Source organism: Stenotrophomonas sp. YJH_SMC_81, from assembly GCF_059370875.1.
Genome location: NZ_JCAFUB010000001.1, coordinates 437,979 through 459,677, shown reverse-complemented (window position 1 = coordinate 459,677; position 21,699 = coordinate 437,979). Strand labels below are relative to the sequence as shown.

The following is a 21,699-nucleotide window of genomic DNA, read 5'->3' as shown; positions in this document are numbered from 1 at the left end:
GCAGGCATCAGCGGACCGGCATGCCCGGCTGCGCGCCGCTGTCGGCGTCCAGCAGCGCCAGTGCGCCACCGTCGAAGCCGGCCGACAGGATCATGCCTTCGCTCAGGCCGAAGCGCATCTTGCGCGGGGCCAGGTTGGCGATGAACACCACGCTGCGGCCCACCAGCTTCTCCGGTTCGCCGTAGCTGCCACGGATGCCGGAGAAGATCTGGCGCTTGCCCAGCTCGCCGGCGTCCAGTTCGAAGCGCAGCAGCTTGTCCGAACCTTCCACGAACTCGCAGACCAGCACCTTGCCGATGCGCAGGTCGAGCTTGGCGAAATCGTCGATGCCGATGTAGGCCGACGCGTCGGCGCTCATTGCTTCGTCCTTGGCCGGGGCCGGAGCCGGGGCGGCCGGCTTGGCGGCGGGGGCAGCGGCAGCCGCCGGCTGCAGGGTGTCCTTGGAGGCGTCGATCATGGCGTCAATCTTCTTCGGGTCAATACGGGTGAACAGCGGGGTGTACTCGGTGATGCGGTGTCCCAGCAGCGGTTGCGCCAGCTCGGTCCAGTCATTCACCGGCGCGGCGAGGAAGGCCTCGGCCTGCGCGGCGGTGGCCGGCAGCACCGGCTTCAGGGCGGTGACCAGCACGCGGAACAGGTTCAGGCCCTGGCTGCACACGGCCTGCAGCTGCGCATCGGCGCCTTCCTGCTTGGCGATGACCCACGGCTTGACGTCGTCGATGTAGCGGTTGGCTTCGTCGGCCAGGGTCATGGTCAAGCGGATCGCCGCGGCCGGGTCGTTGCGCTCGTAGGCTTCACGGATCGGCGCCAGGCCATCGACGAAGCGCTGGTACTGCGCCGCATCGGGGAGCTGCGCGGCCAGCTGGCCGTCGAAGCGCTTGCTGATGAAGCCGGCGCAGCGGCTGGCCAGGTTGACGAACTTGCCGACCAGGTCGGCGTTGACGCGGGCGATGAAGTCACCCAGGTTCAGGTCGAGATCGTCGACGCCACCGCCGGACTTGGCGGCGTAGTAGTAGCGCAGCGCTTCCGGCTCCAGGCCAGCATCGAGGAAGGTACGGGCCATCACGAAGGTGCCGCGAGACTTGCTCATCTTGGCGCCGTCCACGGTCAGGTAGCCGTTGACGTGCAGGCGGGTCGGCGCGCGGTGGCCGGTTCCGTGCAGCACCGCCGGCCAGAACAGCCCGTGGAAGTTGACGATGTCCTTGCCGATGAAGTGGTGCAGTTCGGTGGCGGTGCCGGCACGCAGGTGCGCTTCGAAGTCCTCACCGATCCTGCCGCACAGGGTCTGGAAGCTGGACAGGTAGCCGATCGGTGCGTCCAGCCAGACATAGAAGTACTTGCCCGGCTGGCCGGGAATCTGGAAACCGAAGTACGGCGCATCGCGCGAGATGTCCCACGCGCGCAGGCCGCCTTCGGCATTGAGCCACTCGCCCAGCTTGGCCTTCACGCCCGGCAGGGCGACATCGCCGGCCAGCCACTCGCGCAGGAACGCATCGAAGTGGCCCACCTCGAAGAAGAAGTGCTCCGAATCGCGCATTTCCGGCGTGGCGCCGGAGATGACCGAACGCGGCTCCTTCAGGTCGGTCGGTGCATAGGTCGCGCCGCAGACTTCGCAGTTGTCGCCGTACTGGTCGGCACTGCCACAGTTCGGACAGATGCCCTTGACGTAGCGGTCGGGCAGGAACATGCCCTTGGCCGGGTCGTAGAACTGCGCGACCGAACGGCGGCTGATGTGGCCGGCCGCTTCCAGCTTCAGGTAGAACTGCTCGGTCAACGCCTTGTTGGCCGCCGAATTGGTCGAGTCGTAGTGGTCGAAGGCCACGCCGAAGGCGGCGAAGTCACGTTCGTGGCTGGCCTGGATGTTGGCGATGAAGGTTTCCGGGGTGACCCCGGCCTTTTCCGCGGCCAGCATGATCGGCGTGCCGTGGGTGTCATCGGCGCAGACGAACCAGGTCCTGCCGCCGCTCATTCGCCGCGCACGTACCCAGATGTCAGCCTGGATGTAGCCGACCAGATGGCCCAGGTGCAGCGGGCCGTTGGCGTAGGGCAGGGCGGTGGTGACGAGCGCGGTACGGGTCATGGTCGCGGGTGGATCCGAGGGGAACCGCAGAGTATCGCATGCCCGCAACGACGTGACCCGGCCGGGGCCGGGTCACGGGGTTGAAGCAGGTGCGGGGCGCTTATTCGCGCTGCCAGGTCTGCGCGCGGCAGATGAAGGCGATGCAGCCGGACACGTCCAGCCGGGTGCCGCCGGGCTGCAGTTCCATCTTCGACTTGTAGGTCTTGCCGTTGGCCGGGTCGAGGATGGTGCCGCCGGACCACTTGTTGGCGCCGTCGGCCTTCAGGTTCCAGAGGATGGTCATGCCCTTCACCGGCTTGTTCCTGTTGGCGCCTTCACAGCCGTCACAGACCGGGTTCGGGCCCTTGTCCGAGTGCAGGATGTCGACCACCTTGCCGGTCAGCGTGCCGTTGGGGGCCTGGGTGATCTCGACGATCGACTTCACCTTCCCGGTCTTGTCGTCGATGGTCTTCCAGCGGCCGGCGGCGCCGTCGGCGGCCTGCGCCGAGAGCGCGGCCAGGCACAGCGGCAATGCCAGCAGCAGGGTCTTGAAGGTCTTGCGCATGGTCCCCTCCCAGGGTTCATTCCGGCACGGTGCCGGCATGGGTCGACTGTATACCCATTCGGCGGAGTATGGGGAAGGGGGGCGTTGCAGGGTTGCGCCCTGCACCCGCGGTAGTGCCGGCCGCTGGCCGGCAACCTCAACAGCGAGCTATCCGTGGGATGGCGGGGCGGTGTGGGTGGGCAGGACACGCCGTAAACTCCGCTCCGCGGTCCGGCCCAGCCGCTGGCGGCTGGGCGTTCGGGCGCTTGCGAAGCAGTGCTTCGCAAGCAAAGCGCCCTCACCCTTGGGGGCTCGATGGCGCCATCCATGGCGCCAACGGTCCTGCCCATCCACACCGCCCCACCTCTGACAAATTCCTTCGGCTGTTGGTAGGTGTCGACCTTGGTCGACAGGTAGATCCACGCGTGGATGACGTTTCCGGTGGCGGCGATGGGGTCAGATCCCCTTTCCGTCGGAAAAGGGATCTGACCCCAGGGCCGTCAACCGACTTCGTACAGTTCCAGCGGCAGGCCGTCGGGGTCGGCGAAGAAGGTGAAGCGGCGGCCGGTGTATTCGTCCACGCGGATCGGTTCGCAGTCCACGCCGTGGCTGGCCAGGCGTTCGATGAACGGCTCCAGCGCAGCGACCCGGAACGCGAGGTGGCGCAGGCCCTGGGCCTCCGGGCGGCTGGGGCGGGGCGGTGGCGAGGGGAACGAGAACAGTTCCAGCTGTCCGCCGTCGGGCAGGGCCAGGTCCAGTTTCCAGGAATCGCGCGCAGCGCGGTGGTTCTCGGCCAGTACGCGCAGGCCGAGGATACGGACGTAGAAGTCTTTTGAACGCGCGTAATCGCTGCAGATCAGTGCCGCATGGTGGATGCCCAGCAGGGCGTCGGAACCAGTGTTCATTGCAGGGTGTCCAGCCAGCGCTGGGCGATCTTCAGTGCCAGCGGATAAGGTTCGGGGGCGTTGCGGTTGGTCAGCACGATCACGGTCAGGTGCTTTTCCGGGTGTCGCACGACCACATTGCGGAAGCCGATGCTTTCGCCACTGTGCCATTGCACCGGGCCGTTCAGGCGCCAGCCGAAGCCGTAGTGCGGCACATCCGGTTCGGATGTCGATGTGGCCGGGCTGAACATCGCGCGGCGCGAGGCCTTCGACAGCAGGCGGTCGTCGTACAGCGCCGCATCCCAGCGGGCGAGGTCGTCCAGCGAGGAGTAGATCCCGCCATCGCCGAGCACGGCACTGGTGGCGCTCTGGTCGGTGCGCTGCCAGCGGCCATCGATCCAGCTGTAGCCATAGGCGCGTGCGGCGATGGTATCCATGCCGTCCTGATGGGCCACAGTGTGGGCCATGCCTAGCGGGCGGAAGATGCGCTGTTGCAGGAAGGCTGCGAAATCCAGGCCGGAGGCACGGCCGACGATCAGTGCCAGCAGCGCATAGCCGCTGTTGCTGTAGTGGTACTGCGTGCCCGGCGCGAACTTCAGCCGGTCCTGGCGTGACAGCAGGGTCAGCACATCGGCGTCATGCACCTGCCGAGTGTCAGCCGGATCCATCAGGTCTTCGTAGTCGAGCAGGCCGCCGGTGTGCGAGAGCAGCTGGCGGATCGTGATGGCCGCGGCAGCCGGTGGCAGTTCGGGCAGCCACTGCCGGGCGGGTTGATCCAGCCCAAGCCGGCCATCCTCCACCAGCAGCAGCACCGCCGCAGCGGTGAACTGCTTGCTGACCGAGGCCAGCCGGAAGTTGCTGGCCGGGGTGACCGCAGTGCCGTCCTCCACCACCGCCAGGCCGTAGCCACGGCGGAACACCGCTTGCCCGTCGTGCAGCACCAGGACTGCAGCACCGGGTACCTGGCCGTCGTAGGCCTGCATCAGCCCGTCGATGCCCGCATCCGGTGGCGTCAGCACCGGTGCGGCGATACCCGTTGAAGGCAGCAGGCCCAGCACGACGGCGAACAGGGCGACGGCAGGGCGCATGGTGGCTCCGGAGGGGTCAAGGTGAAGGCGTGGGCGGAGTGCTGGCCGGCTGAACCATCCAGCGTTCCATCTTGCGGTCAAGCACGTCCAGCGGCATCGAGCCGTCCTTCAGCAGTTCGGCGTGGAAGCGGCGCAGGTCGAAGGCGGCGCCCTGGCGTGCCTTGGCCTTGTCGCGCAGGGCAACGATGGTGGTCAGGCCGGCGACGTTCGATAGCGCCTGGCCGGGCTGGGCCATGATCCGCTCGACTTCGGCGTTGGCATCGTCGCTGCTCATGTCCACGGTCTTCTGCAGGTAGGTGACAGCCTGCTGCTTGCTCCAGCCCTGGGCGTTCACGCCGGTGTCGGCCACCACGCGGGCGGCGCGCAGCAGGCGCGAGTACAGGTAGCCGATGCGGTCGTAGGGATCGGTGTAGATGCCCAGGTCCTCGCCCAGCGTTTCGGCGTACAGGCCCCAGCCTTCGACGAAGGCGAGATCGCCACCGAGGCGGCGGAAGCGTGGCAGCTTGGCCAGCTCCTGCTGCAGGCCCAGCTGCACGTGGTGGCCCGGGATCGCTTCATGCAGGTACTGCACCGGCACGTTCCAGCGCTTGCGGCTGGGCAGGTCGCGGGTGTTGATGTACAGCACGCCCGGTTGACCGGCCGCCGACGGCTGATAGGCGGCAGCGGCGGCGGTCAGTGCACGTTCCGGTTCCACCGCACGGACCTCCAGCGGTGCCTGCGGCAAGGTATCCAGCACCTGCGGCAGGCGTGCGCTGACCTGTTGCTGCACCTGGCGGTAGCGGTTGATCAGCGCGTTGGCGTCGCCGTACTGGAACTGGCGGTCGTTGCGCATGCTGCGCAGCAGCTTGGTGGGAGAGCCGCGCAGCTTGGCGTCCTTCATCACCGTGGCGATCTGCGCCTGCAGTTCCTGCACGCGCTGTTCGCCCAGCGCATGCAGTTGTGCGGCGGTCTGGTCGCTGGCGGTGGTCTGCACGATCAGGTTGGCGTACCAGGCCTGGCCATCGGGCAATGCGCCCAGGCCGCTGCTGGTGCGTGTGGCCGGCAGGTATTCGGTGGCGATGAAGCCGCGCAGGGCGCGGTAGGCCGGCATGATGCGCAGCTCGATCATGCGCTTGTATTCGGCGCTGATGCGCGCCTTGTCCTCAGCCGGGATGGTGTTCGGCATGGTGCGGATCGGCGACCAGAAAATGCTCTCCTCGGCGGTCGGCTTGATCACCGCATCCAGCTGCGGCAGCACTTTTTCCATCAGGTCGCGTGGTTGCACCACGCCGGCCTTCATGCCCTGGCGCATGTTGTCGATGGCCTGGTCGAACAGCTCGGGAATGCCCAGCGAACGGCGTGACCAGGTGTCGTAGTCCTGCACGGTGTTGAATGGCTGTGCGCCCGCACCGGAGCCGAGGATCGCCATGATGCTGCCGATGTTGTAGTACTGGCTGATCGGCATCATCCAGCTCGGGTAGCGCTCGGCGGCCAGTGATGCGCGCGCGTCGCGCACGAAGATCTCGTAGCTGAGCAGGTCCTGGCCCTGCAGGCCGTCACTGCCGAGCTTCTCGACCTTGCCCAGCCATTGCGTGGTGAAGTCGTGCGACTGCTGGCGCCAGGCGGCGGACAGGATGTTGGGCAGCTGGTCGTTGTAGCGGGCCTCGCCCTGGAAGGTGGCCTGCAGCGGGTTCAACCGCATCGAGGCATCCCAGTACTCGTCGTACAGGCGCTCCAGCTGCACCTGCTTGGGTACGGCCCGGGCCGGGGCGACCGGGCGCGGCGCGGCGCGGCGCGCCGAGCTGCCACGCGCCGGCGCGGTGACGCGGGCGGGCCTGGCCTTGGGCTTGGCAGCCTGGCGGGTCTGCGCGGCGGCAGGGCGGCTGGCCTTTTTCTTCGCTGCTTCGGCCGACGGTACGGCACTGAACAGGAACAACGCGGCAATGGCGGCGGCCAGGGCGCGGGTGCGATGCGGCATCAGGAGCTTCCGTGGAACACAGACCGTGGAGCTTGCACGATCCGGCCGCGTACGGCCAGCGTGAAGGCGCAGTCAGCTTGCCGTCGCTGGGGCTTCAGTCAGCCGCGGCGGCGGCGCGCAGCGCGGCGGCCCTGTCTGCGCCCAGGTAGCGGGTGATCGCACGCCGCATCAGGTACAGCAGTGGAATCAAGGCAACCGCAAAGCCCATCTTGTAGATGTAGTTGACGCTGCTGACGGCCAGGAACAGTGAGGTCGGCCAGTGCTGCGGGCCGAGCACGAAGGCGATCCAGATCACTACAAAGCTGTCCACCACCTGGGAGATCGCGGTGGATCCGGTCGCACGCAGCCACACGTGGCGCTCGCCGGTGGCCTGGCGGATGCGGTGGAACACGGCCACGTCGATCAGCTGGCCGAGCAGGAAGGCCACCAGCGAACCGGCGATGGTCCACATGCCCTGGCCGAACACCGCTGCGAATGCCGCCTGGTAGTCCGGCACGCCGTGGCCGTCCATCGAGGTGACCCACCAGCTGGCCGGCGCCAGCGAGATCGCTGCGAAGGCGAACAGGAAGCCATAGGCGATCAGCACCACGGCCAACCACGAGATGAAGCGCACGCCGCGCTTGCCGAAAAACTCGTTGATCGTGTCGGTCATGATGAACACCACCGGCCACAGCAGGGTACCGGCGGTGAAGCTGAGCGAGCCGGTCTGGCCAAACAGGTTCCAGTTCAGCGGATCGATGCCGAGGGTGTCTTCCAGCGCGAAGATCTTCACCCCGATCAGTTCGGCCAGCACGGCGTTGCCGCAGAAGAACGCGGCCAGCACGATGAACAGCAGGACCGCGCGGTCCTGCAGCGGGCGCTCGATTGGCGCCGCGGTGGTCATTCGCTGCGTTCGCCTGCGCGCGTGAACGGAACGCTGGACGGTGCGACGGCACCGCCGGAAATGATGAAGCTCATGGCCTGGTCGACGGTCCAGTCGGTCGGGGTCAGCAGCTCCACCGGCACGATCTCCAGGTAACCCGAGGTCGGGTTCGGCGTGGTTGGCACGTACACCGCGGCCAGTTCACGGTCGGTGCCCTGTTCCTTGATCACGCGGGTGACCAGCCCGACCGACTTCATGTCGCGGTGCGGGAAATCGATCAGCACCACGCGCTGGGTGCTGCCCGGCTCGGTCTGCAGCATGTCCAGCAGCTTCTTGGCGCTGTCGTAGATGATGCTGGCCAGCGGAATGCGCTTGATCACCGCGCCGACCCAGCGCAGCAGGCGCTGGCCGAGCACGCGGCGGCTGGCCACGCCCACCGCCAGGATCACCAGCAGGGTGGCGAGCAGGGCGATGGTGTTCTGGATCCACTCGGCACGGACCCAGCCGAGGTAATGCGGGAAGCTTGTCGCGATCTGCTCGGAAAGCGGCACCACCAATGGGCTGGAAATGCCCGACAGCAGCACGAACACGAACTTGACCACGACCCAGGTCAGCCAGATCGGCAGCAGGGTCAGCAGGCCGGTCAGGAACAGGCGCTGCAGGGAGGGGCGGGGGACCAGGGCGGGGGCTTCGAGCGACATGCGCGCATTGTAGCGGCCACAGCCGGTCGATTACGCTGGGGGATCGACTGCGGCAACGATGCATGGAAGGGAAGCTGTGTTGAAGATTCTGCGCGGACTGGGCTGGGCCCTGGCAGGACTGCTGGTGCTGGCCATCGTGGCGTGGTGTGCCTCGCGCATGTGGCCCGTGCCGGAATCACGGCTGCAGGCCCAGCAGCGGTTGCAGGCCCGCCTGCCCGCTGATGGCCGCAACGGCTTTGCGCTGCTGTGGACACTCGCGTTCGACGATCTCGACCCGGGCCAGCGCGATCAGGCGCTGGTCCGGGACGTACAGCGCTGGGAGGCGGATCCGCGCGGCAATGGCGGCGCCCGTCCGCAGCTGGCAGAGGACCACGTCGAGCTGCAATCACGGCCTTCGGCCAGCTGCGGACCGACCGCCAGTGACTGCCTCGCCCAGGTGCGCGCGGACCCGCAGCGCTTCGTCGATGCCCACGCTGGCCACCAGCAGCTGCATGCGCGCCTGGACCAGCTGGCCGATGCGGATCACTTCGTGTCGCCGTTCCGGCCCAAAGGGGAAGGCATCCTCGTGCCGATGCCGACCTATGGCTTGGTGATCGACGCCACCAGCGCACGCGCGCTGGCCTATGTGCAGGGTGATATCGACGGTGCGCTGCGTGGCAGTTGCCGCGGGCTGCAGCTGGGCCGCCGGCTGGTGACGGGCGGCAGCTACCTGGTGGAGAGCATCATCGGTGCCAGCCTGGTGCAGGCCAATGCCCAGCTGCTGGCCGACATGCTGGTTGAACTGCCGGCCGACCAGCCGCTGCCTGCGGAATGCGAGCAGGCGATGAAGCCGATGCGGGCCGCCGAACAGAGCCTGTGCCGTGCGATGCAGGGCGAGTATGCGATGAGCAGGGCTGCGATCGAAACCTCGGCGCAGGAGTTCGGTGGTGTGCTGGTACTCGATCGCAGCAGCACCCTGGCGCGTGTGGCGGGCAACCTGGGCTGGGCCTGTGGCGCGGCGGCGATGACCGCGCTGGAGGCGGATCGCCCGCTGCCGGTGCCGGCACCGCCGCAGCATGACTTCGGCTGCCTGTCGAACATCATGGGGTGCGTGCTGGCCGATATCGCGGGCCCGGCCTATCCGGCCTATTCGTCACGGCCCCAGGATGCTGCCGCGATGGTGCGGCTGATCGGTGCGCAACGCTGGCTGCGACAGCAGGCCGAGGACCCTGTGGATGCGCTGAAGCGCTTGCCTGCCCAGTTCCGCTCGCAGGTGCGGACACCGCAGTTGTCGGCCGATGGCCGCCGCCTGCAGGTACCGCGGCGCTCAGCGCCGCGCAGCACCGACGAGAGCCCATGGTTGTCGGTACCGATGGTGGCGGGGGACGCCCCGGCCGCCGCCGCGCGCGACTGAGCAGCGGCGGCCAGTGCGCGCTGTCCCCGTCATCCTCGCGGCTGCCTTCGCTCCGCAGGTGCACACGCGCATACGGGCGCATCGGAGCCTCCCTGGCAGGGCAGCAGAGGACAGCGCCCGCGCCGGATCAGCGCGCGTGTGGCTTCAACCGCAGATAGACCTGCTTGCGCACCTGGGCGACCACCTCGCCGCTGTCGTCGACGACGTCGTTGCTGAACCAGCGCAGCACCTTCTCGCCGCCCGCTGCTTCGGCACGCAGTTCGGCCAGCAGCGCATCGTCGATGCGGAACGAGGTGCGCACCGTGCCCCGGCCAGGCTTGAGGAAATCGATCGCACCGGCCCGGTCCCACACGTAGTAGTCACGGCCGAGGATGTGCAGCAGGCCCAGCATCCAGAACGGGTCGGTCATCGCGAACAGGCTGCCGCCGAAATGCGTGCCGACGTAGTTGCGGTTCCACGGGCGCAGCCGCAGCTCGACGTCGATCTGCCGGTAATCGGGCGTGATGCGGGTGACATGGATGCCGGTGAACAGGAACGGTGGCCACAGGTTGATGCCGAAGCGGAACAGGCGGGCGTTCATGCGGGTCCGGGGGCGCGAGGCGAGGCGCCCAGTCTAACCATTCGCATGCGTATGTTGCACCCCGGGCGTGTGTCCTACGGCGGCGTGCATGTCCTGCCTCATGGGCCGTCGATCATGTACCCGTCGCGGCCGTTGGCCTTGGCCTGATAAAGGGCGGTGTCGGCGCCTTCCACGAAATGGTGGGGCTGCAGTTCGCCGTCGGGCACGCGGGTGAATACGCCGATGGTGAGCGTGACGGTATCGTCGCTGCCATCGCCCGGCGCCGGCAAGGCGCGCACGCAGGCAATCAGGTCCTCGATCACCTGGCGTGCGCCCTCGGCCGGTGTATCCGGCAGCACCAGCGCGAATTCGTCGCCACCGTAGCGTGCCGCCATGTCGCGCGGGCGGCGCGCATGGGCGCCGATCAGGCGGGCGACATCACGCAGCACGCGGTCGCCGACCTGGTGCCCGTGGCGATCGTTATGGCGCTTGAAGTGGTCGACGTCGATCAGCGCCAGGCTCAATGGCTTGCCGCTGCGCCGCGCTGCATCACATTCCTGCTGCAGCGACTGCTCGAAGCGGAGGCGGTTGCCCAGGCCGGTAAGGGCGTCGCGGTTGGCCTGGCGGTGCCAGGCCGAGATCCGCCACACCGCCCAGACCAGCAGTGCCAGCGTCACGCCCAGCATCGCGCTGGCCGGCGCCCACCACAGGTCACTCGTGCGCAGCAGCAGCCAGCTCAGCAGGGCAGGCATCGGCAACGAACACAGCGCGACCAGCCAGGGCAGGCGCAGGCCGAGCAGGATCACGCACAGCGCCACCAGCACACCGCTGATGGCGTGCTGCCAGGCATGCGGTAGAACATCGATCTGCCTGTGCTGCAGCAGCATCGAGGTGATGTTGGCCTGGTACTCGCTGCCGCTCATCCAGAACTCGCGGGTGGTCGGGGTCAGCAGGCGGGGCGCGATGCCGCTGGCCGTCATGCCAACTACGATGCGGCGGCCATGCAGCATCGCCATGTCCACGTGGCCATCGAGAACGTCCGCATAGGACACCTGCGGCAGCCGCTCGGGGGGGCCGGCGTAGCGCACGCGAACGTAATCGTCGCGACGCCATTGATAGGGCGAGCCCAGTTCCGGGTCGGGATCGGGCAGGCCGCGTACGGCACCGGCAGGCAGGTCGGCCAGTGCCAGGCCCAGTGCCGGCCAGTGCGGCTGGCCGATACCTGCGTGCAGATAGACGCCACGGGCGACGCCGTCGCCATCCACCTCGACATCGGTGTGGCCGATGGCGGCAGCACTGGCAGCGATCTGTGGGATCGGCAGCATCTCCTCGGCCATGCGGTCGCCGGCCGCCGGTGCGGCCAGCACCGGCAGCACCACCCGGCCATTGCGTCGGATGGCGGCCGCCAGTTGATCATCCTGTCGGCTGTCACGGCGATCCGGTTCGGACAGCATCAGGTCCAGCGCGACGCGTTCGGCGCCGGCATCGGTCAGGCGGTCAAGCAGGCGTGCATGCACCGAGCGGGGCCAGGGCCACTGGCCGATGCGCTGCAGGCTGCCTTCGTCGATGGCGACGATCAGCACGCTGGGATCGGGGCGGTAATCCCAGTTGCCGACCAGCGCGTCATAGGCCGCCTCGTCCTGCCGCCACAGCCATTGTCCCTGGCTGGCCACGATGGTCAGCACGCCGGCCAGCAGGGCCAGCAGGATCCGCTTCGACCATGGCAGCGGCGAGCGCCTCACAACAACAACCAGAGCAGCAGGGCGCCGCCACCCGCGCCGTAGCACAGGCGGCACGGCAGCGGGACCTGCTGGGCAGGCGAGAACGCGCTGGCGTGGCCGTCATCGTCGATGTACTGCACGCGTACATGCAGGGTGCCGCTCCACGGGCGCTTGAAGCTCACCTGCGGCTGGTCCACGGTTTCGTCGACCAGCGGTGCCTTGAAGTCGCCGCGGCGATCCACCTGCACCCGGTAGCGCTGGCCCTCGCTGCCGGCCTGCCAGCGCAGCGTGAGCTCGCCGTGTGCGGCCTCGGGTGGTTGCAGGGCCGGGTCCACCGGTTCGTTGCTCAGCTGCAGCGGCAACGCCTGGCCATAGCGGCCCTGTCGGCCTTCGCCATCGCGCGAGGCCACGCGCCAGTAGTACTGGCCGGGCGGCAGCGGTTGCGCCAGGCGCAGGTCGGTCGCATGGGTGGCCTGCTCCTGCAGGGGCTGCAGGAAGCTGGGTTCGGTGGCGATCTGCAGGACGCTGCTGCGCGCACCGGGGGCCTGGCTCCAGCGGAAACGCGGGCGGTCGCTGTTGATCGTCTGCCCATGCAGCGGCGATACGGTCAGCGGCGGTGGTGGCTGGTCACCGAGCTCGAAATCGGCGCTGGCATCCAGGCCTTCGACCCCCTGGGCGTCGACCGCGCGCAACAGGATGCGCAGTTGGCCAGGCGGCAGATCGCCGATCGCCAGCCGGGTGTCGGCGGTGGTGGCGGCGAACAGCAGGATCTCCGGCGTTGCCGCCTGCACCACTTCCACCCGGTAATGATCGGCGCCATTGACCGGTTCCCAGGCAAGCACGGTCGGCAGCGGCGCCAGGCGCAGCGCGTCATTGCGCAGCGCCGGCGCCGGCAGCAGTGCGGAGACCGCAGCGGGCGCCGCATCGGCACTGCTGCTGCGGGTCGCCTGGCCCGGCCGGACCAGGCGCTGGCCATGGGAGTTGCCGACCTGCACCTTGCCCTGCAGGACCTCGGTGGCACCGACGTGCCCGTTATCCCCGGCGCTGACCCGGAACACCGTGCCGCGCACGCTGCTGGTCGCGGTGGGCGCATCGATGATGTAACGCGAGGCGGGGCCGCGCGCCGGCGTCACCCGGTTGCTGGCTCGCCCCTGCTGCAGGCGCAGTCGGGTGTCGACCATGCCGGTGTGGCCGTAACGGCTCAGCTGGTCCAGGCGCAGGCGCGAGTACTCGCGAAGCTGCAGGCGCGAGGCATCGGCGAATTCCAGGGTGATGCTGGAATCGCCTTCGGTCTCCACGGTGTCACCGATATGCAGCTGTTCGCCGGCCTGGAGCGCGCGGGTCGCCGTGCCATCGGCGCCTGCCAGCGCGACCTTGCCGCGCACGGACAGCACCCGGGCCGGCGCCGGTTCGGTGCGCAGCCAGCTGATCGGGAAGCGCAGCAGCTGGCCCGGCGGCAACTGGTAGGGGTTGTCGATGCGGTTGTGCTGCTGCAGCTGCTGCCAGCGTACCGAGGGCTTCAGGTAGAGCCCGCCCAGGTCCCACAGGGTATCGCCGGGCCGGACCCGGTAGTTCCAGTCCTGGGCGCCGGCAATGGCGGGCATCAGGAAGAGGGCGCAGAGCAGAGCGCCCGTTAAATGCATGGCGAACGACAGAGAGCGGACGACGGTCACAGTTTGCAATCCCGGCAATGCGGGGGTGCAGCTGCAAGACCCCATGGCCCCGACCTCATCCCCCCGAACGGATCGTGGCGACCGCGTGGCCACCAGCGCGGGCATTATTGCCCGCGTTCAGTGCAGGGATTCTGAACGGAGCGGGTTCCCGTTCAGAACAGCAGCGACGCCATCCTGCGGCGGTACTGGCCGACCAGATCCTCGTCGGAGATCACATTGAAGGCGTCGATCAGCGCCTTGCGCGGCAGGCCCTCCTCGAATCCGCGGTCGATCCGCAGCATTTCCAGGAACTGGGCCAGCGCGGCCTCGTCATGACCGCCGAGCAGCAGTTGCACGCCGCGCAGGTGGCGGGCCTTGAGGTCCTTGCCGTCAGCGGCGATGCGTGCGTCCAGTACCTCGGCGGCCGGTGCATCCTTCAGCGCGGCGGCGAAGGCCAGGCGGGCGCGGGCACGCACGGCGCGGTCGTCGGTGGCCAGGTTGGCAGGCAGGCCGTCGATCAGGGTGCCTGCCTCGTCCACGCCACCGATCTGCAGCAGGGCCAGGGCCAGGTCGAGCTTCAGTTCATCCTTGTCCGGCTCGGCGGCGATCTGCGCACGCAGCACATCGACCTGCGCCTGCGGATCCAGCGGGGTGTCATCTTCGGGGACAGCATCGCCCACATCGGCCGGTACGATGCCGTGCTGGGCCAGGAACTCACGCAGCTGGCCTTCCGGAATGGCGCCGGGGAAGCCGTCCACCAGCTGGCCGCCCTTGACCAGGAACACGGTCGGCACCGAGCGGATCTGGAAGGCCGCAGCGATCTGCTGTTCCTTGTCGACATCGACCTTGGCCAGCTCGAACGCACCGTTGTACTCGGCAGCCAGCTTTTCCAGCATCGGGCCGAGGGTCTTGCACGGCCCGCACCAGGTGGCCCAGAAGTCGACCAGCACCGGCGTCTGCAGCGACTTCTGCAGGACTTCGGCCTCGAAGGTCGCAGTGGTGGCGTCGAATACGTAGGTCGTCTCGGTCATGGGGAAAGCATCGCTTGGCATCTGGAGACCGATTCTATGGTGACGATCGATGTCCGTCTCAACCCTGCCATCACATCGCGCGCGACGGCCTCGGGGGCGTGGCACGCAGTACAGCTCGTGGATCACCCGCTTTCCGGAGCTGACCGGCGTAGTGGTCGCGGTGCGCCGGAAGCACCCGGCCTCGGTCGCGCGCTTGGCGCACCGCGTCGCTGCCGCGACAATGCGCTGATCCATTCTTTTCCGGGTGACTGCGCGCAATGTCCATGGTCCGGCTTGATCGTTGGTTGGGACTGCTTGCTGCAGTCGTGTTCGTCCTGGCTGTGTCTGGCTTCGGTGCCGGCCTGGAGGGTTATGCACAGGCGCGCCACCCGGTGGCGCTGCTGGGTGCGCGGGGTGTACCGCATGCGCTGGCCTTCAATCTGCTTGGATTTGTGCTGCCCGGCGTGCTCGCCGCGGTGGTGGCTGAGCGCCTGCGCCGCAGCCTGCCCGCCACTGCCGGCTGGGCATCGAGGGTCGGCAGCCAGATGCTGCTGCTGGCTGGCCTGGGCTTTGCCGCGATGGGCTTGCTGCCGCTGGACGTGGACGATCTGCATGGGCCGGCCAGCCAGCTGCATGCCAGTGCCTGGATGATCTGGGTGCTGGGCTTCGTCGCCGGAACCCTGTTGCTGGGCACGACACAGCTGCGTCAGGCGCATGGCCGCGCCCTGGGCGCCTTGGCCCTGGGCTGCGGCATGCTGGCTGCGGTGGCCGCGTTTGCCCTGCAGGGCGTCCTGCCGGCGCCGCTGGCACAACGGCTGGCGTTCGCCTGCTGGGTGGCCTGGCTGGCCACCGCACTGCCGCTGTCGCGCCAACGCTGAGACGGCTCCCGGGGCATCGCGGCGCCCACCTCCAGCAGGCAGGATTGGAGACGTTTGCCGCACTGCGGTACGCTGTACCGCTTTGCCGCCGCATCCGCGTGTTCCATGACCAGCGCTGAAACCAACGCCTACGACCCGCAGCAGGTTGAATCCGCCGCCCAGCAGTACTGGGACGCCACCCGTGCCTTCGAGGTCGACGAGACCTCGGACAAGCCGAAGTACTACTGCCTGTCGATGCTTCCGTACCCGTCCGGTGCGCTGCACATGGGCCACGTGCGCAATTACACGATTGGCGACGTGATCAGCCGCTACAAGCGCATGACCGGCCACAACGTGCTGCAGCCGATGGGCTGGGACGCGTTCGGCCTGCCGGCGGAAAACGCCGCGATCAAGAACAAGACCGCGCCGGCGGCGTGGACCTACAAGAACATCGACCACATGCGCAGCCAGCTGAAATCGCTGGGCTATGCCATCGACTGGTCGCGCGAGTTCGCCACCTGCCGTCCGGACTATTACGTCCACGAGCAGCGCATGTTCACCCGCCTGATGCGCAAGGGCCTGGCCTATCGCCGCAACGCGGTGGTGAACTGGGACCCGGTCGACCAGACCGTGCTGGCCAACGAGCAGGTCATCGACGGCCGCGGCTGGCGCTCCGGTGCGCTGGTGGAGAAGCGTGAGATCCCGCAGTGGTTCCTGCGCATCACCGACTACGCCCAGGAACTGCTGGATGGCCTGGACGAGCTGGACGGCTGGCCGGAATCGGTCAAGACCATGCAACGCAACTGGATCGGCCGCTCGGAGGGCCTGGAAATCCAGTTCGACGTGCGCGACGTCGATGGTGGCGTGCTGGATCCGCTGCGCGTGTTCACCACCCGCCCGGACACGGTGATGGGCGTGACCTTCGTGTCGATCGCCGCCGAACACCCACTGGCGCTGCACGCAGCGAAGAACAACCCGGAACTGGCCGCGATGCTGGCCGACCTGAAGCAGGGCGGTGTGTCCGAGGCCGAGCTGGAGACCCAGGAAAAGCGCGGCATGGACACCGGCCTGCGCGCGCTGCACCCGGTCACCGGCGAGCCGGTCCCGGTGTGGGTCGCCAATTTCGTGCTGATGGGCTACGGCACCGGTGCGGTGATGGCGGTGCCGGGCCATGACCAGCGCGACAATGAAGTGGCCAACAAGTACGGCCTGCCGATCAAGCAGGTCATCGCGCTGAAGGACCCGCGTACTGAAGAAGAACGCAACTGGGACGGCAGCCGCTGGCAGGACTGGTACAGCGACAAGAACCGTGCCTTCGAACTGGTCAACTCGGCCGAATTCGACGGCTTGGACTTCCAGGGCGCGTTCGAAGCGCTGGCCGAACGTTTCGAGCGCAAGGCCCAGGGCCAGCGCCGCGTCAACTACCGCCTGCGCGACTGGGGCGTGAGCCGCCAGCGCTACTGGGGTTGCCCGATTCCGGTGATCTACTGCGCCAAGTGCGGTGCGGTGCCGGTGCCGGAGGAGCAGCTGCCGGTGGTACTGCCGGAGGACGTGGCGTTCTCCGGGACCGGTTCGCCGATCAAGACCGACCCGGAATGGCGCAAGACCACCTGCCCGGAATGCGGTGGCGCCGCCGAGCGCGAGACCGACACCTTCGACACCTTCATGGAGTCGAGCTGGTACTACGCCCGCTACACCTCGCCGGGTGCCCGTGACGCCGTCGACAAGCGCGGCAACTACTGGCTGCCGGTCGACCAGTACATCGGTGGCATCGAGCACGCGATCCTGCACCTGATGTATTTCCGCTTCTATCACAAGCTGCTGCGCGACGCGCGGATGGTGGACAGCAACGAGCCGGCGCGCAACCTGCTGTGCCAGGGCATGGTGATCGCCGAGACCTACTACCGCCCGAATCCGGACGGTTCGAAGGACTGGATCAACCCGGCCGATGTGGAAGTGCAGCGTGACGAGCGCGGCCGCATCACCGGCGCCACCCTGATCGCCGACGGCCAGCCGGTGGTGGTCGGTGGCACCGAGAAGATGTCCAAGTCGAAGAACAACGGCGTGGACCCGCAGGCGATGGTCGGCAAGTACGGCGCCGACACCGTGCGCCTGTTCTCGATGTTCGCCGCGCCGCCGGAGCAGTCGCTGGAGTGGAACGAGGCCGGCGTGGACGGCATGGCGCGCTTCCTGCGCCGCCTGTGGGCCCAGGTGCAGAAGCATGCTGCCGACGGTGCCGCCCCGGCGCTGGACGTTGCAGCACTGGATGCCAACCAGAAGGCGCTGCGCCGCAAGACCCATGAAACCATCGGCAAGGTCGGTGACGACTACGGCCGCCGCCACAGCTTCAATACCGCCATCGCAGCGGTGATGGAGCTGATGAACGCGCTGGCCAGGTTCGAGGACGACAGCGAGCAGGGCCGCGCGGTGCGCCAGGAAGCGCTGCAGGCCGTCGTGCTGCTGCTGAACCCGATCACGCCGCATGCCAGCCACGCCCTCTGGCAGGTGCTTGGCCATGGCGAGACGCTGCTGGAAGACCAGCCGTTCCCGCAGGCCGACAGCAGTGCGCTGGTACGCGATGCGCTGACCCTGGCGGTGCAGGTCAACGGCAAGCTGCGCGGCACCATCGAGGTGGCGGCCGATGCCGCGCGCGAGCAGGTCGAGGCGCTGGCGCTGGCCGAGCCCAACGCGGCCAGGTTCATGGAAGGCCTGACGGTGCGCAAGATCATCATCGTCCCGGGCAAGATCGTGAACATCGTCGCCGCCTGATGTACCTCGCACCGGCCACCCGCGCGGTGGCCGGTGCCTTTCCAGAAGCAGGGCCGGGTGCTTGATGGCCCTGCATTCACGCGGCTTCGGGCACGCTGTGTGTTGCCGTGATCGCCCGGCTCCGCCAGACTGTCTCCATGACCCGAATCCTGCTTGCCCTCGTTCTTGTCCTCGGCCTTGCCGGCTGCGGCTTCCATCTGCGCAACAAGCTGATGCTGCCGACCGACACCGCCCCGGTGAAGGTGGTCTCCACCGCCCCGTACAGTGAACTGGTCAAGCTGCTCAATCGCAGCCTGCTGGCCTCCGGTGCCAGGCTGGCCGATGAGGACAGCAAGGAACCCAGTACCCAGCTGCAGGTGTTGTCCGAGCGCTGGGGTGACCTCCCGATCGCCATCGACTCGCAAGGTCGTGCGCAGGAGTACAGCCTGCGCTATGCGGTGATCTTCATCTTCCGCCGCGAGGATGGCAGCGAACTGGTGCCGCAGCAGGTGATCGAACTGTCGCGCGACTACGTGTCGCCGCCGACCGACGCCACCGGCACCACCACCGAACGCGAAATCCTGGCCACGGAGCTGCGCCGGGAAATGTCCGCCTCGATCATCCGCCGTATCGACAGCGTGGTCCGCGCCGAGATCGAGAAGGGGGGCAGCCTGTCCGCGCCGAAGGCCAAGCCGATCGAGGGCGCGGTGCCGGCAGAGCCGGCCGCCGCCGTCAAGCACTGAGCGGCAGCGACGATGGAACTGCGTCCGGAGCAGCTGGCCAGCCAGGGCGCTGACACGGCGTTGGCGCCGGTATACCTGATCGCAGGCCCGGAAACACTGCGCGTGCTGGAGGCCGCAGATGCCATCCGCGCGCGTGCGCGCGCCTCGGGCATCGGCGAACGCGAAGTGTTCGACGCCGACGGGCGTGATTTCGACTGGAACCAGCTTGACGCCAGTTTCAATGCGCCCAGCCTGTTCAGCGCCCGCCGCCTGGTCGAGGTGCGCCTGCCCAGCGGCAAGCCGGGCAAGGAGGGCGCCGAGGTGATCAGCCAGTTCTGCGCCAACCCGGCGCCGGACGTGGTGTTGATGATCACCGCCAATGAATGGAGCAAGGCCCACCAGGGCAAGTGGGCCGAGGCGGTCAACCGCATCGGCGTGCTGTCGGTGGCATGGGCGATCAAGCCGCATGAACTGCCGGACTGGATCGAGCGCCGCCTGCGCGGCAAGGGCCTGCGTGCCGACCCGGCTGCCGTGCAGCGCCTGGCCGAGCGGGTGGAGGGCAACCTGCTGGCCGCCGCCCAGGAAATCGACAAGCTGGCGCTGTTGGCCGACGGCCAGCCGTTGGATGTGGAACGGATGGAGTCGCTGGTGGCTGACGCTGCCCGCTACGACGTGTTCCGCTTGGTGGAGGCGACGTTCTCCGGCCAGCCGCCGGCGGTGCTGCGCATGCTGGCCGGCCTGCGCGGTGAAGGGGAGGCGGTGGCCGCATTGATGCCGATCGTGATCCGCGAGCTGCTGGCGGGCGCAGGCCTGGCCCGCGTGCAGGCGCGTGGTGGCAACCTGGCCGCTGAAATGAAATCGCGCGGCATCTGGGAATCGCGGCAGGCGCCTTACAAGCGCGCGCTGCAGCGGCACCCGGAAGGCAAGCGCTGGGAGCGCTTCGTGGCCGAGGCGGGGCTGGTCGACCGCATTGCCAAGGGGCGCGCTGACGGCGACGCCTGGCTGGCGCTGGAACGCCTGCTGGTGGCCGTGGCCGAGCCGCGTGCCGTGCGCCTGCTGGTGCGGGCCTGAGTGATGAGCCTGCGGATCTACTACGGGGGCACCTTCGATCCGGTGCACCTCGGGCACCTGGCGATCGCGCGTGCGGCCCGTGATGAACTGCAGGTCGCCGTGCGCATGCTGCCGGCCGCCGATCCGCCGCACCGCGCGGTGCCCGGTGCCACTGCTGAGCAGCGCTGCACGATGTTGTCGCTGGCCATCGGCGACGAGCCGGGGCTGCTGCTGGACCGTCGCGAACTGGATCGTGCCACCCGCTGCCCCGGTCGCCCGTCGTACACCGTCGACACGCTGCGCGAGCTGCGTGGCGAGCTGGGCCCGAGCCGGCCGCTGGCCTGGCTGGTGGGCGCCGACAGCCTGCTGGGGCTGTCCGGCTGGCATGAATGGGAGGCCCTGTTCGGTCTGGCCCACTTCGTGGTGGCCGAACGGCCGGGCAGTCCGTTGCAGGCGTCGATCGATGGCGAGCTGGGGCGCGCCCTGCAAGGGCGCTGGGCCGACAATGAGCAGGCCCTGTTCGCCAGCCCGGCCGGGCGCATCCTGCGCCTGCACCACCCACTGCGCGAGGAATCGGCCAGCGCCGTGCGCTCGCAGATTGCCGCTGGCGGTCCCTGGCGCGCACTGCTGCCACCGGCCGTGGCCGACTATGTCGCTGCACACGGGCTGTACCGCCCGGCCACGGCGTGAATGGCGCGGCCGCGCCATCCCCGTATAATCGCCCCCACGTTTATCGAGTCGATCCATTTTGAGCAACCAGACCCAGCCCCAGACCATCAAGGTCGATCTGCCCAGCCCGCCGCCGTCCGTGCCGGAACTGCTGGCCAGCGTCCGCCAAGCCACCGAAGACCTGAAGGCCAAGGACCTGGTCGAGATCGACGTGCGCGGCCGGTCCAGCGTTGCCGACTACATGATCGTCGTTTCGGGCACTTCGACCCGCCACGTCAAGTCGATTGCCGATGAAGTCGTGCGCTTCGCCAAGAACATCGACGTGATGCCGCTGGGTGTTGAAGGCGAGCGCGAAGCGGAGTGGGTGCTGGTCGATCTGGGCGACGTGATCGTCCACGTGATGCTGCCGCGCGTGCGTGAGTTCTACGCGCTCGAGCGCCTGTGGACCGTCGGCGACCAGCCGCCGTCCAGCGACGACGAAGTGGCCTGAGCCGCACGTTGACGCATCCCTTCGACGGCGCCGATGGCGCCGTCGACGTTTTGGAGGACCGTTGATGAAAGCCCGCCTGATCGCCACCGGTGAACGCGCGCCCAGCTGGGTCGCGCAGGGGTTCGCCGAATACCAGAAGCGGCTGTCGCATTGGCTGCCGTTCGAGCTGGTGGAAATCGAACCCGGCCTGCGCGGCAAGGGGCGCGATCCGCGCCGTGCCACCGAGGATGAAGGCAAGCGGGTCATCGCCGCGCTGCCGAAGAACGCTTACGTGGTGGCACTGGACGTGCCGGGGCGGCAGTTGAGTTCCGAGCAGCTGGCGCAGCGCCTGGAGCATTGGCGCGGGCAGGGCCGGGACCTGGCGTTCCTGATCGGTGGCCCGGAAGGGCATTCGCCAGAGGTCTCCGCGCTGGCCGACGAAAAGTGGTCGATCGGACCGCTGACGCTGCCGCACATGCTGGTGCGTCTGGTGGTGGCCGAGCAGCTGTATCGGGCTGCCGCAATGATTGCCAATCACCCCTACCATCGCGCGTGAAGAGTGGTTATACTAGTCGTCTGCCCGAATAGCTCAGCCGGTTAGAGCACTTGACTGTTAATCAGGGGGTCGTTGGTTCGAGTCCAACTTCGGGCGCCACCTTGCAAAACCTGCATCGCGAGATGCAGGTTTTTTTTTGCCGTGTTGTGGCGGCGAGCCCATGCTCGGCTGCATCCTCCAAGCCGGGCACGCGCTCGG

Annotated in this window: 20 protein-coding genes and 1 tRNA gene; 10 read left to right on the top strand and 11 right to left on the bottom strand. The window is 68.2% G+C overall.

The genetic code is table 11. The annotated features are described in order from the left end of the window. Positions 1 to 7: 7 nt before the first annotated feature. From metG to AC5P8U_RS02100, 7 genes are all read right to left on the bottom strand, one after another. Positions 8 to 2,080 (bottom strand): methionine--tRNA ligase, encoded by a 2,073-nt coding sequence (metG, locus tag AC5P8U_RS02130; protein ID WP_072169113.1) that lies wholly within the window; start codon positions 2,078 to 2,080, stop codon positions 8 to 10. Between the two features lie 100 nt (positions 2,081 to 2,180). Further along, on the bottom strand, positions 2,181 to 2,624 hold the full coding sequence (locus AC5P8U_RS02125; protein ID WP_049415741.1) for a DUF2147 domain-containing protein: 444 nt from the start codon (positions 2,622 to 2,624) through the stop codon (positions 2,181 to 2,183). Between the two features lie 479 nt (positions 2,625 to 3,103). Continuing rightward, positions 3,104 to 3,508, bottom strand: a complete 405-nt coding sequence (gene gloA2, locus AC5P8U_RS02120) for an SMU1112c/YaeR family gloxylase I-like metalloprotein (RefSeq protein WP_072169114.1) — start codon at positions 3,506 to 3,508, stop codon at positions 3,104 to 3,106. Continuing rightward, entirely contained in the window at positions 3,505 to 4,575 is a 1,071-nt protein-coding gene (locus AC5P8U_RS02115) for a serine hydrolase domain-containing protein (RefSeq protein WP_088496128.1), read from the bottom strand. The genes gloA2 and AC5P8U_RS02115 overlap by 4 nt, the downstream gene beginning before the upstream one ends. Before the next feature lie 16 nt (positions 4,576 to 4,591). After that, positions 4,592 to 6,532: a DUF885 domain-containing protein gene (locus tag AC5P8U_RS02110; RefSeq protein ID WP_495213853.1), complete on the bottom strand. Its 1,941-nt coding sequence runs from the start codon at positions 6,530 to 6,532 to the stop codon at positions 4,592 to 4,594. Positions 6,533 to 6,626: 94 nt separating this feature from the next. Continuing rightward, positions 6,627 to 7,415 (bottom strand): queuosine precursor transporter, encoded by a 789-nt coding sequence (locus AC5P8U_RS02105; protein ID WP_061479667.1) that lies wholly within the window; start codon positions 7,413 to 7,415, stop codon positions 6,627 to 6,629. Next, entirely contained in the window at positions 7,412 to 8,095 is a 684-nt protein-coding gene (locus tag AC5P8U_RS02100; protein WP_227836920.1) for a DUF502 domain-containing protein, read from the bottom strand. The genes AC5P8U_RS02105 and AC5P8U_RS02100 overlap by 4 nt, the downstream gene beginning before the upstream one ends. 76 nt (positions 8,096 to 8,171) lie before the next feature. On the opposite strand from AC5P8U_RS02100, the gene AC5P8U_RS02095 reads away from it, so the two are divergent. Then, complete coding sequence (locus AC5P8U_RS02095) at positions 8,172 to 9,488, top strand: hypothetical protein (protein ID WP_088496125.1); 1,317 nt, start codon at positions 8,172 to 8,174, stop codon at positions 9,486 to 9,488. A gap of 127 nt (positions 9,489 to 9,615) precedes the next feature. Here the strand turns inward: AC5P8U_RS02095 and AC5P8U_RS02090 are convergent, their stop codons facing one another. The 4 genes from AC5P8U_RS02090 to trxA form a co-directional block, all read right to left on the bottom strand. Beyond that, positions 9,616 to 10,068 (bottom strand): DUF4442 domain-containing protein, encoded by a 453-nt coding sequence (locus AC5P8U_RS02090; protein ID WP_072168538.1) that lies wholly within the window; start codon positions 10,066 to 10,068, stop codon positions 9,616 to 9,618. A 98-nt stretch (positions 10,069 to 10,166) separates the two neighbouring features. Then, positions 10,167 to 11,789 carry a CHASE2 domain-containing protein gene (locus AC5P8U_RS02085; RefSeq protein ID WP_061479663.1) on the bottom strand — a complete coding sequence of 541 codons (1,623 nt, stop codon included), beginning with the start codon at positions 11,787 to 11,789 and terminating at the stop codon, positions 10,167 to 10,169. After that, positions 11,786 to 13,486: a FecR family protein gene (locus AC5P8U_RS02080; protein WP_088496124.1), complete on the bottom strand. Its 1,701-nt coding sequence runs from the start codon at positions 13,484 to 13,486 to the stop codon at positions 11,786 to 11,788. The genes AC5P8U_RS02085 and AC5P8U_RS02080 overlap by 4 nt, the downstream gene beginning before the upstream one ends. Before the next feature lie 107 nt (positions 13,487 to 13,593). Then, positions 13,594 to 14,451, bottom strand: coding sequence for a thioredoxin (gene trxA / locus AC5P8U_RS02075; protein ID WP_069139614.1), 858 nt, complete (start codon positions 14,449 to 14,451; stop codon positions 13,594 to 13,596). Between the two features lie 49 nt (positions 14,452 to 14,500). Between trxA and AC5P8U_RS02070 the strand changes: the two genes are divergently transcribed. The 9 genes from AC5P8U_RS02070 to AC5P8U_RS02030 all read left to right on the top strand — a co-directional run bounded on the left by AC5P8U_RS02070 (position 14,501) and on the right by AC5P8U_RS02030 (position 21,600). Then, a complete protein-coding gene (locus tag AC5P8U_RS02070; RefSeq protein WP_141653594.1) occupies positions 14,501 to 14,680 on the top strand; it encodes a hypothetical protein in 180 nt (59 codons plus the stop codon). Between the two features lie 28 nt (positions 14,681 to 14,708). Next, on the top strand, positions 14,709 to 15,308 hold the full coding sequence (locus tag AC5P8U_RS02065; RefSeq protein ID WP_072168536.1) for a DUF998 domain-containing protein: 600 nt from the start codon (positions 14,709 to 14,711) through the stop codon (positions 15,306 to 15,308). Positions 15,309 to 15,413: 105 nt separating this feature from the next. Continuing rightward, positions 15,414 to 18,056, top strand: coding sequence for a leucine--tRNA ligase (leuS, locus tag AC5P8U_RS02060; RefSeq protein WP_072168545.1), 2,643 nt, complete (start codon positions 15,414 to 15,416; stop codon positions 18,054 to 18,056). 137 nt (positions 18,057 to 18,193) lie between these two features. Next, entirely contained in the window at positions 18,194 to 18,778 is a 585-nt protein-coding gene (locus tag AC5P8U_RS02055; protein WP_005418114.1) for an LPS-assembly lipoprotein LptE, read from the top strand. A 12-nt stretch (positions 18,779 to 18,790) separates the two neighbouring features. Then, positions 18,791 to 19,828, top strand: a complete 1,038-nt coding sequence (holA, locus tag AC5P8U_RS02050) for a DNA polymerase III subunit delta (protein ID WP_072168535.1) — start codon at positions 18,791 to 18,793, stop codon at positions 19,826 to 19,828. A 3-nt stretch (positions 19,829 to 19,831) separates the two neighbouring features. Next, positions 19,832 to 20,497, top strand: a complete 666-nt coding sequence (gene nadD, locus AC5P8U_RS02045) for a nicotinate-nucleotide adenylyltransferase (protein ID WP_072168534.1) — start codon at positions 19,832 to 19,834, stop codon at positions 20,495 to 20,497. Between the two features lie 58 nt (positions 20,498 to 20,555). Next, the gene (gene rsfS / locus AC5P8U_RS02040; RefSeq protein WP_005418109.1) at positions 20,556 to 20,966 is read left to right on the top strand and encodes a ribosome silencing factor; all 411 of its coding nucleotides are present in this window, start codon (positions 20,556 to 20,558) and stop codon (positions 20,964 to 20,966) included. Between the two features lie 64 nt (positions 20,967 to 21,030). After that, positions 21,031 to 21,501, top strand: a complete 471-nt coding sequence (gene rlmH / locus AC5P8U_RS02035; protein ID WP_005418108.1) for a 23S rRNA (pseudouridine(1915)-N(3))-methyltransferase RlmH — start codon at positions 21,031 to 21,033, stop codon at positions 21,499 to 21,501. Between the two features lie 22 nt (positions 21,502 to 21,523). Further along, positions 21,524 to 21,600, top strand: a tRNA-Asn gene (locus tag AC5P8U_RS02030). Positions 21,601 to 21,699: the final 99 nt, after the last annotated feature.

Coding starts and splice junctions, on each gene's coding strand:
- leuS (WP_072168545.1), top strand. CDS start 15,414: ATGACCAGCGCTGAAACCAACGCCTACGACCCGCAGCAGGTTGAATCC.
- metG (WP_072169113.1), bottom strand. CDS start 2,080: ATGACCCGTACCGCGCTCGTCACCACCGCCCTGCCCTACGCCAACGGC.
- gloA2 (WP_072169114.1), bottom strand. CDS start 3,508: ATGAACACTGGTTCCGACGCCCTGCTGGGCATCCACCATGCGGCACTG.
- holA (WP_072168535.1), top strand. CDS start 18,791: ATGGAACTGCGTCCGGAGCAGCTGGCCAGCCAGGGCGCTGACACGGCG.
- AC5P8U_RS02125 (WP_049415741.1), bottom strand. CDS start 2,624: ATGCGCAAGACCTTCAAGACCCTGCTGCTGGCATTGCCGCTGTGCCTG.
- AC5P8U_RS02055 (WP_005418114.1), top strand. CDS start 18,194: ATGACCCGAATCCTGCTTGCCCTCGTTCTTGTCCTCGGCCTTGCCGGC.
- AC5P8U_RS02105 (WP_061479667.1), bottom strand. CDS start 7,415: ATGACCACCGCGGCGCCAATCGAGCGCCCGCTGCAGGACCGCGCGGTC.
- AC5P8U_RS02100 (WP_227836920.1), bottom strand. CDS start 8,095: ATGTCGCTCGAAGCCCCCGCCCTGGTCCCCCGCCCCTCCCTGCAGCGC.
- AC5P8U_RS02090 (WP_072168538.1), bottom strand. CDS start 10,068: ATGAACGCCCGCCTGTTCCGCTTCGGCATCAACCTGTGGCCACCGTTC.
- AC5P8U_RS02065 (WP_072168536.1), top strand. CDS start 14,709: ATGTCCATGGTCCGGCTTGATCGTTGGTTGGGACTGCTTGCTGCAGTC.
- rlmH (WP_005418108.1), top strand. CDS start 21,031: ATGAAAGCCCGCCTGATCGCCACCGGTGAACGCGCGCCCAGCTGGGTC.
- AC5P8U_RS02110 (WP_495213853.1), bottom strand. CDS start 6,532: ATGCCGCATCGCACCCGCGCCCTGGCCGCCGCCATTGCCGCGTTGTTC.
- nadD (WP_072168534.1), top strand. CDS start 19,832: ATGAGCCTGCGGATCTACTACGGGGGCACCTTCGATCCGGTGCACCTC.
- AC5P8U_RS02115 (WP_088496128.1), bottom strand. CDS start 4,575: ATGCGCCCTGCCGTCGCCCTGTTCGCCGTCGTGCTGGGCCTGCTGCCT.
- AC5P8U_RS02070 (WP_141653594.1), top strand. CDS start 14,501: ATGTCCGTCTCAACCCTGCCATCACATCGCGCGCGACGGCCTCGGGGG.
- trxA (WP_069139614.1), bottom strand. CDS start 14,451: ATGACCGAGACGACCTACGTATTCGACGCCACCACTGCGACCTTCGAG.
- AC5P8U_RS02080 (WP_088496124.1), bottom strand. CDS start 13,486: ATGGGGTCTTGCAGCTGCACCCCCGCATTGCCGGGATTGCAAACTGTG.